This is a genomic window from Flavobacterium sp. (assembly GCF_041911335.1).
Lineage (GTDB): Bacteria > Bacteroidota > Bacteroidia > Flavobacteriales > Flavobacteriaceae > Flavobacterium.
The window spans coordinates 62,619-70,020 of record NZ_JAYRPD010000029.1 but is presented as its reverse complement, the minus strand read 5'-3'; the positions used below and the strand labels follow the sequence as shown (position 1 = coordinate 70,020).

Here is a 7,402-nt window from a genome sequence, read left to right as displayed (position 1 = left end):
GTAAAAAAAGCTGAAAAACCACCAGAAAAAAACATTTTTTCAACAGATAATTTTATCAATCAAACAAAATTAAGCATATAAACAAAGGGATACAGAAGTTTTTTTTCTATTTTTGAAAAACTTTCGGATAGTAGTGAAAATTAATAATAAAAAATTTAATGGAGATTTTATTTATGACACTGGAGCACCTTTTTTTTATTTAGACTCATCTTTTTGTGTTGAAAATAAAATAAAATTTAAAAACATTCAAAAAGGAATCATAGGAGGCATTGGTAATGGAATAAAAAATACTTACAAAATAAAAGACACGGTAACTTACGCTTTTGAAAAAATTAAAAATTATTCTGACAATTCAACAATTTTAAATTTTAAATCTATACTTGGAAAAAATGCAGATGGAATATTAGGAATAAACTCTTTTAATAATAAAAGCCATAAAATAGATTATGTAAAAAGAGAAATCTCATTAATAGATAATTTTAATGGATATGATAAAATAAAATTTGAATTTAAAAATTATAAAATTTTATTACCTCTTGAAATAAGATTTAGCAACAACAGATATATTAAGGGGAATTTTTTATTAGATACGGGTTCAAGTATTACTTGCCTAACCAGCAATCACAATATTGATAATATTGAGCAAATACAGTATTTATCTACCGGAGGTACAGGAGGTGAAACAAAAGGATTTACAACATACGCAGATGAAATCATGATAGGAAATTATAAAATTTTAAAACACCTTATTGATATTTCTGAAGATACTAGTGGATCTCTTTCTAGCACTGATTATGCCGGAATCATTGGAAATGATGTTTTGGATAACTTTGATTTGATTATTGATTTAAAACAAAATTACATATACATTAAACCCAATGAAAAGTTTAATATCCACAGAAAATTCTTATTCAAAAGTTTCTCATACATAGATAGAACAGATATTGATGATAGTTGGCTGATAAGTTACATTTATATAGATACTGATGCATACAAAAATGGTTTAAGATTAAATGACAAAGTGATTGCCATTGATGGAGAATTAGTTAAAAATTTAGATAGGTTAAATTTTTATAAAAATTTAAAAATAGATCAAAAATTAGAATTTACAGTTATTCGTGAAGGAAAAACAATAAAAATAAATTTTGCATTAAATAAATTTTTAGGTTAGCTAAAAAAAGCAAAACCAATATACTTTTTGTTTTTTTTCTGAATACTTATAATAAATTTATTAAAAAAACAACTTACCCTCAATATTTATATTGAAGTAATCCGCTTTCACATTTCCTAAAACTTTCCTAAAGTTTTCTCATTTTCTAAATTCTTACTTCTAAATTCTAAAATTCTAATTGTATCTTTGCCTATCAAAATTTTGATTATGGACACGGCTATTGACAATGTTTTTCCTCCAAGAGAACCCAAACCAAAATGGTTACGCGTAAAATTACCAACGGGTAAAAACTACACCGAACTTAGAGGTTTAGTAGACAAATACAAACTGAATACCATTTGTACTTCGGGAAGTTGTCCTAATATGGGCGAATGTTGGGGCGAAGGAACGGCAACTTTCATGATTTTAGGAAATATCTGTACCCGTTCGTGCGGCTTTTGTGGCGTAAAAACCGGGCGCCCTGAAGATGTGGACTGGGACGAACCTGAAAAAGTAGCGCGTTCTATCAAAATTATGAACATCAAACATGCGGTTATTACTAGCGTGGATCGTGATGATTTAAAAGATATGGGGTCAATTATTTGGGCAGAAACCGTGAAAGCCATTCGCCGAATGAATCCAAATACTACTTTAGAAACGTTAATTCCAGATTTTCAAGGCAACACTAAAAATATCGACCGAATCATAGAAGTTGCTCCAGAAGTAGTTTCGCACAACATGGAAACCGTAAAACGTTTGACTCGTGAAGTGCGTATTCAAGCGAAATATGAGAAAAGTTTGGAAGTATTGCGTTATTTAAAAGAGCAAGGTATCAAAAGAACAAAATCGGGTATCATGTTAGGTTTAGGTGAAACGGAGGAAGAAGTGATTCAAGTTTTACACGATTTAGCCGATGCAAAAGTGGATATTGTTACGATTGGTCAATATTTACAACCAAGTAAAAAACATTTACCAGTTAAAGAATACATCACGCCAGAACAATTCGCGAAATACGAAAAAATCGGAAAAGAATTAGGTTTTAGACATGTGGAAAGTGGCGCTTTAGTGCGTTCGTCTTACCATGCAGAGAAACATATTCACTAAAAAAGGTTATGAGGTTAGAAGGTTATAAGTTTAAAAGGGTTGGCAAAACCTCTAAACTTAATTTCCTTTTAAACTTTTAAACCCATAAACTTTTAAACTTAAGAATGAAAACAAGAATTGCTATTAATGGTTTTGGAAGAATTGGACGTAATTTGTTCCGATTGCTTTTGAATCATCCTACTATCGAAGTAGTTGCCATCAACGACATTGCAGATAACAAAACAATGGCGCATTTGGTAAAATATGATAGCATTCACGGTGTTTTGAATCATAAGGTTTCGTTTTCTGATGATTCGATTATCATCGATGATAAATCATTTTTATTTTTTCACGAAAGAGAAATTAAAAATTTAGATTGGAAATCAGTAAACGTTGATATTGTTATTGAATCGACAGGGAAATTCAAAACATTTGATGAGATTAACCAACACATTTTAGCTGGAGCGAAAAAAGTAATTCTTTCCGCACCTTCTGAAGTGGATGAAATAAAAACCGTTGTTTTAGGTGTAAACGAACACATTTTAGACGGAAGCGAAACGATAATTTCCAATGCAAGCTGTACGACTAATAATGCAGCTCCAATGATTAAAATCGTTCAGGAGTTATGCGAAATTGAACAAGCGTACATCACCACCGTTCACTCCTACACTACCGACCAAAGTTTGCACGACCAACCGCATAAAGATTTAAGAAGAGCTCGTGGTGCTTCGCAATCTATTGTTCCCACAACAACTGGTGCTGCAAAAGCATTGACTAAAATATTCCCTGAATTAGATGGAAAAATTGGTGGTTGTGGTATTCGAGTTCCAGTTCCTGATGGTTCGTTGACCGATATTACTTTTAATGTAAAACGACAAGTTTCAATCGAGGAAATCAATCAAGCGTTTAAAAAAGCTTCAGAAACTAATTTTAAAGGAATTTTAGATTATACGGAAGACCCAATTGTTTCCGTGGATATTATTGGGAATAAAAACTCTTGTTTATTTGATGCACAATTAACTTCTGTGATTGACAAAATGGTTAAAATTGTAGGTTGGTACGACAATGAAATTGGCTATTCTTCTAGATTAATTGACTTAATTACATTCGTTTCTAAAAAATAAAGTTTTTATTATCGCTAAAAAACTTTAAATTGCAGGGTTAAATTTAACTCAGGCATTTCTTGATTAAACGACTTTTCATATTATTTCTATTCGTAACTATAAATGGTTACACACAGTCTGTCTACAAAGATGCTGGAAAAATAAACGATAGTACCGACTACTATTTAGAGATTGGTCTTTTTAATAAAGAAGCCAAAAAATCCTACACTAAAGCTATTTTGTATACCGAAAAAGCTATTGAATATGCCAAAGCAAATAATCTAGACAACAAACTTGCTGACTGTTATCTACAACTAGCTACCATTTTTTACGAACTTGAAAAAAATGATTTAGCTATTGACTATTACATTAGAGCTATTAGTATTTACAGCAAAAGAGAACCTAATTCAAATATTGCGCTTTCATACTATGGCTTAGGAAAATGTTATCTCAAAAAAAATAATATTTCCAATGCTGAAATTTACTTTGAAAAAGCTACGGTTATTTATAAAAAATTAAATTTCCTTGAAGCTATTGAATTAATCAATCTTCAAAAAGCCATCATAAAAAAAGAAAAAGGAAAGATTGATGAAGCTAGCACTATATTAAAAGGTGTCGTAGAAAATATTAGTGATGATGCTTTGCTAAGTACAAAAACAGAAGCATATATTCAGTTAGGAGAAATTGAAATTTTTAAGAAAAATTATCCGCAAGCCATCAACTATTTAAACCTTGCCAATCAAACTAACGAAACAAACAACAATGATTTTCAACTAACCAAACGCATTTATAAGCTTCTTAGTTCGACTTATGAAAAAAACAAAAACATTTCAAGCTCTAATTTATATTTAAAAAAATATGCCGATTTAACAGATTCTATTGGAAAATATTACAATAGTTATGTAGCTGAAAACACCGTTGATAAAATTCAATTTGACAAACAACTTAAGACGATTGAACAATTAGACAAAGAGAAAAAAAGTCAACAAAAAACATTACGCTTTTCTAAGTTAATTAGTATTTTGAGTATTGCTTTAATTTCCATTTTATCGCTATTGAGTTTATCATTATACAAAAACAATAAAATTAGAATCAGCACGAATAAACTTCTAAAAGAGAAAAATAGAGAATTAACTATAGAAAAAGATAAAGCAGAACGAGCATCAAAAGCGAGAGCTGACTTCTTATCAACCGTAAGTCACGAACTTCGCACTCCTTTGAACGCAATTAATGGAATTACTTATCTTTTATTGCAAGAAAAACCTAAAGCAAGTCAGCTGAATTACCTGAAATCACTTGAGTTTTCTGGCAATTACCTTTTAAATTTCATTAATGATATACTAGAAATCAACCGTTTAGAATCGGATAAAGTGGTTATTGAGAAAATCAATTTTAACCTATCAGAACTAACCGAAAACATTGTAACTTCTTTTAAAGAATTCATTCACGAAAACAATATCAAATGCCATCTTGACATTGACAAATCGATTGATTTTAATTTAAAAGGTGACCCAACAAAACTTTCTCAAATCCTTATCAATTTATTGAACAACGCCATCAAATTCAGTAAAAATGGTGATGTTTGGTGCACCATCAAAAAGAGAGAAGAAACATCTGAAAATGTGACGCTTTATTTTGAAATTAAAGACAACGGAATCGGGATTCCAAAAGACAAACAAGACGCTATTTTTGATAGTTTTAGTCAAGGTTCGGTTGAAATTAATCGCACTTATGGCGGAACGGGGCTTGGGCTTTCCATTGTGAAGAAAATATTAGAATTAATGGGAAGTGAAATTCATCTTCATAGTGAATCTGGAAAAGGAAGTACTTTTAGTTTTGAATTACAATTTGAAAAAGGAATAGCAAACAAAGTAAAAGAAGAAGTTATAAAACCTTCTCAATCGTTATTGACTGATAAAAAAGTATTATTAGTTGAGGATAACAAAATCAACCAAATGATTACACAAAAAATGCTTGAAAAAAGAGGTATTTCTTGCAATATTATAGATAATGGCGAAGATGCTATCGAAGATGTAAAAATCAACAACTACGATTTAATTCTTATGGACGTTCATTTACCAGGAATAAATGGAACAGAAGCTACTAGTGAAATCAGAAAATTCAACACTTGCACTCCTATTGTAGCATTAACAGCAATCTCCTTAAATGAAAATAGAGAAATGCTCTTGTCCTATGGCATGAATGAAGTAATCACCAAACCTTTTGAACCAGAGCATTTCTATACGATTGTTACCAAATACTTAACTAGTACTGAGCAATCAAATTCTTAATTAGATTTCTTACATGAGGTTCTGCTTTTTGAGCCGCTTGTAACACTTCTTCATGGTTAACTTCTTCAATATTTTCTTCATCACCCATATCGGTAATTACAGAAACTCCGAAGCATTCCATATTCATGTGACGCGCTACAATAACTTCTGGAACAGTTGACATTCCAACGCAATCAGCACCCAACGCTTTTACCATTTTATATTCGGCAAGCGTTTCAAATGTTGGTCCTTGTAACCCTAAATAAATTCCTTTTTTCAAATCGATATTTAATGCTTTTGCCAATTCAAATGCTTTTTCAATCATGGCTTTAGAATACGGTTCGCTCATATTTACGAATCTTGGTCCAAAACGCTCATCGTTATGACCACGTAATGGATGTTCGGGCATCATATTAATATGATCTGTTATAACAACAACATCTCCAACAACATATTCCGAATTAACACCTCCAGAAGCATTGGAAACAATCAATTTTTCAACTCCTAAATATTTCATTACACGAACAGGAAACGTAACTTGTTTCATATCGTAACCTTCATAAAAATGAAAACGGCCTTGCATTGCCACTACTTTTTTTCCCTGAATCGTTCCAAAAACCAAAGCGCCTTGATGACCTTGAACTGTTGAAACTGGAAAATTTGGGATTTCCGAATAAGGCAAAGTATATTCGATAGCAATATCTGCTGTAAATCCACCTAATCCTGAACCTAAAATCACGCCGTATTCTGGAGTGAAATTGGTTTTATCTTTAATGTAACTAACTGTTTCTTGAACTTTGTCCCACATAATCTTCTATCGTTTTATCAATGTTTGTATTTAAAAAAGTTGATTTTATTGGTAAATAGAACAATTGCGCTTTTGGCAATAATCCGTTTAAACGAACAAAATCTTTTTCTGTTGTAATTATTTTTCTTCCGTTGGCTTTAGCTAAAATTAGCTCACAATCTTGTTTCGAAAAATCATGATGATCTGGAAAAACTAAAGTTTCATCATTGTCGTTCTTTAGAAAATCGAAGAATAATTTAGGTTTTGCAATTCCGGCAACCAACACTTTGCTTTCCGATTGAATTTCCGAAACCAACAATTGACTGTCATTTCCAAAAACACAATCGTCATACTGAATTGTAGTGAAGAAAACTTGCTGCTTTACCTTCAACTTTTCTTTGATTTTCTGCTGTGCAAGTTCGGACAAATCCTTCGGACATTTTGTGACAATTATCATATCTGCTCTTTTTTTACCAGAAGACGGTTCGCGTAAATTCCCGAAAGGCAAAATATTATCATCACAAAACAAATCATCATAAGCCGTAAGCAAAATATAAAATCCTGCTTTTACTTTTCTATGCTGGAAAGCATCGTCCAATAAAACAACATCTGGTTTATTTGGAAGTTGCAATAAATTTTCAATTCCGCTTTTACGATTGGCATCAACTGCAACTTGAATATTTGGAAATTTCGAATAAAACTGAAATGGTTCATCACCAATAGAACTCGCACTAGCATTTTCATCCGCCAAAATAAAACCCTTGGTCGTACGCTTGTAACCGCGACTCAAAACCGCCACTTTATAGTTATCAGAAAGTAATCGAATTAAATATTCGATTTGAGGCGTTTTACCTGTTCCACCGACGCTAAGATTTCCAACTGCAATGATAGGAATATCAAAAGAAAAACTTTTGAAAATGCCTTTGTCGTAAAGCCAATTTCGGATAAACGTAACGAGCCAATACAAAAAGGCCAAAGGGAAAAGTATTTTTCGAAGGAAATTCATAGA

Annotated in this window: 6 protein-coding genes; 4 read left to right on the top strand and 2 right to left on the bottom strand. The window is 31.5% G+C overall.

The window, feature by feature from the left end:
- Positions 1 to 133 precede the first annotated feature (133 nt).
- The 4 genes from ACE3PD_RS03650 to ACE3PD_RS03635 all read left to right on the top strand — a co-directional run bounded on the left by ACE3PD_RS03650 (position 134) and on the right by ACE3PD_RS03635 (position 5,627).
- Complete coding sequence (locus ACE3PD_RS03650; protein WP_374399618.1) at positions 134 to 1,171, top strand: hypothetical protein; 1,038 nt, start codon at positions 134 to 136, stop codon at positions 1,169 to 1,171.
- Positions 1,172 to 1,378: 207 nt separating this feature from the next.
- On the top strand, positions 1,379 to 2,254 hold the full coding sequence (gene lipA, locus ACE3PD_RS03645; protein WP_374399616.1) for a lipoyl synthase: 876 nt from the start codon (positions 1,379 to 1,381) through the stop codon (positions 2,252 to 2,254).
- Positions 2,255 to 2,358: 104 nt separating this feature from the next.
- A complete protein-coding gene (gene gap, locus ACE3PD_RS03640; RefSeq protein ID WP_374399614.1) occupies positions 2,359 to 3,357 on the top strand; it encodes a type I glyceraldehyde-3-phosphate dehydrogenase in 999 nt (332 codons plus the stop codon).
- 59 nt (positions 3,358 to 3,416) lie between these two features.
- The gene (locus tag ACE3PD_RS03635; protein WP_374399612.1) at positions 3,417 to 5,627 is read left to right on the top strand and encodes an ATP-binding protein; all 2,211 of its coding nucleotides are present in this window, start codon (positions 3,417 to 3,419) and stop codon (positions 5,625 to 5,627) included.
- Here the strand turns inward: ACE3PD_RS03635 and ACE3PD_RS03630 are convergent.
- The gene (locus ACE3PD_RS03630) at positions 5,602 to 6,414 is read right to left on the bottom strand and encodes a purine-nucleoside phosphorylase (RefSeq protein WP_374399610.1); all 813 of its coding nucleotides are present in this window, start codon (positions 6,412 to 6,414) and stop codon (positions 5,602 to 5,604) included. The genes ACE3PD_RS03635 and ACE3PD_RS03630 overlap by 26 nt on opposite strands.
- Complete coding sequence (lpxK, locus tag ACE3PD_RS03625; RefSeq protein ID WP_374399608.1) at positions 6,386 to 7,399, bottom strand: tetraacyldisaccharide 4'-kinase; 1,014 nt, start codon at positions 7,397 to 7,399, stop codon at positions 6,386 to 6,388. The genes ACE3PD_RS03630 and lpxK overlap by 29 nt, the downstream gene beginning before the upstream one ends.
- Positions 7,400 to 7,402 lie beyond the last annotated feature (3 nt).

Coding starts and splice junctions, on each gene's coding strand:
- lipA (WP_374399616.1), top strand. CDS start 1,379: ATGGACACGGCTATTGACAATGTTTTTCCTCCAAGAGAACCCAAACCA.
- gap (WP_374399614.1), top strand. CDS start 2,359: ATGAAAACAAGAATTGCTATTAATGGTTTTGGAAGAATTGGACGTAAT.
- ACE3PD_RS03630 (WP_374399610.1), bottom strand. CDS start 6,414: ATGTGGGACAAAGTTCAAGAAACAGTTAGTTACATTAAAGATAAAACC.
- lpxK (WP_374399608.1), bottom strand. CDS start 7,399: ATGAATTTCCTTCGAAAAATACTTTTCCCTTTGGCCTTTTTGTATTGG.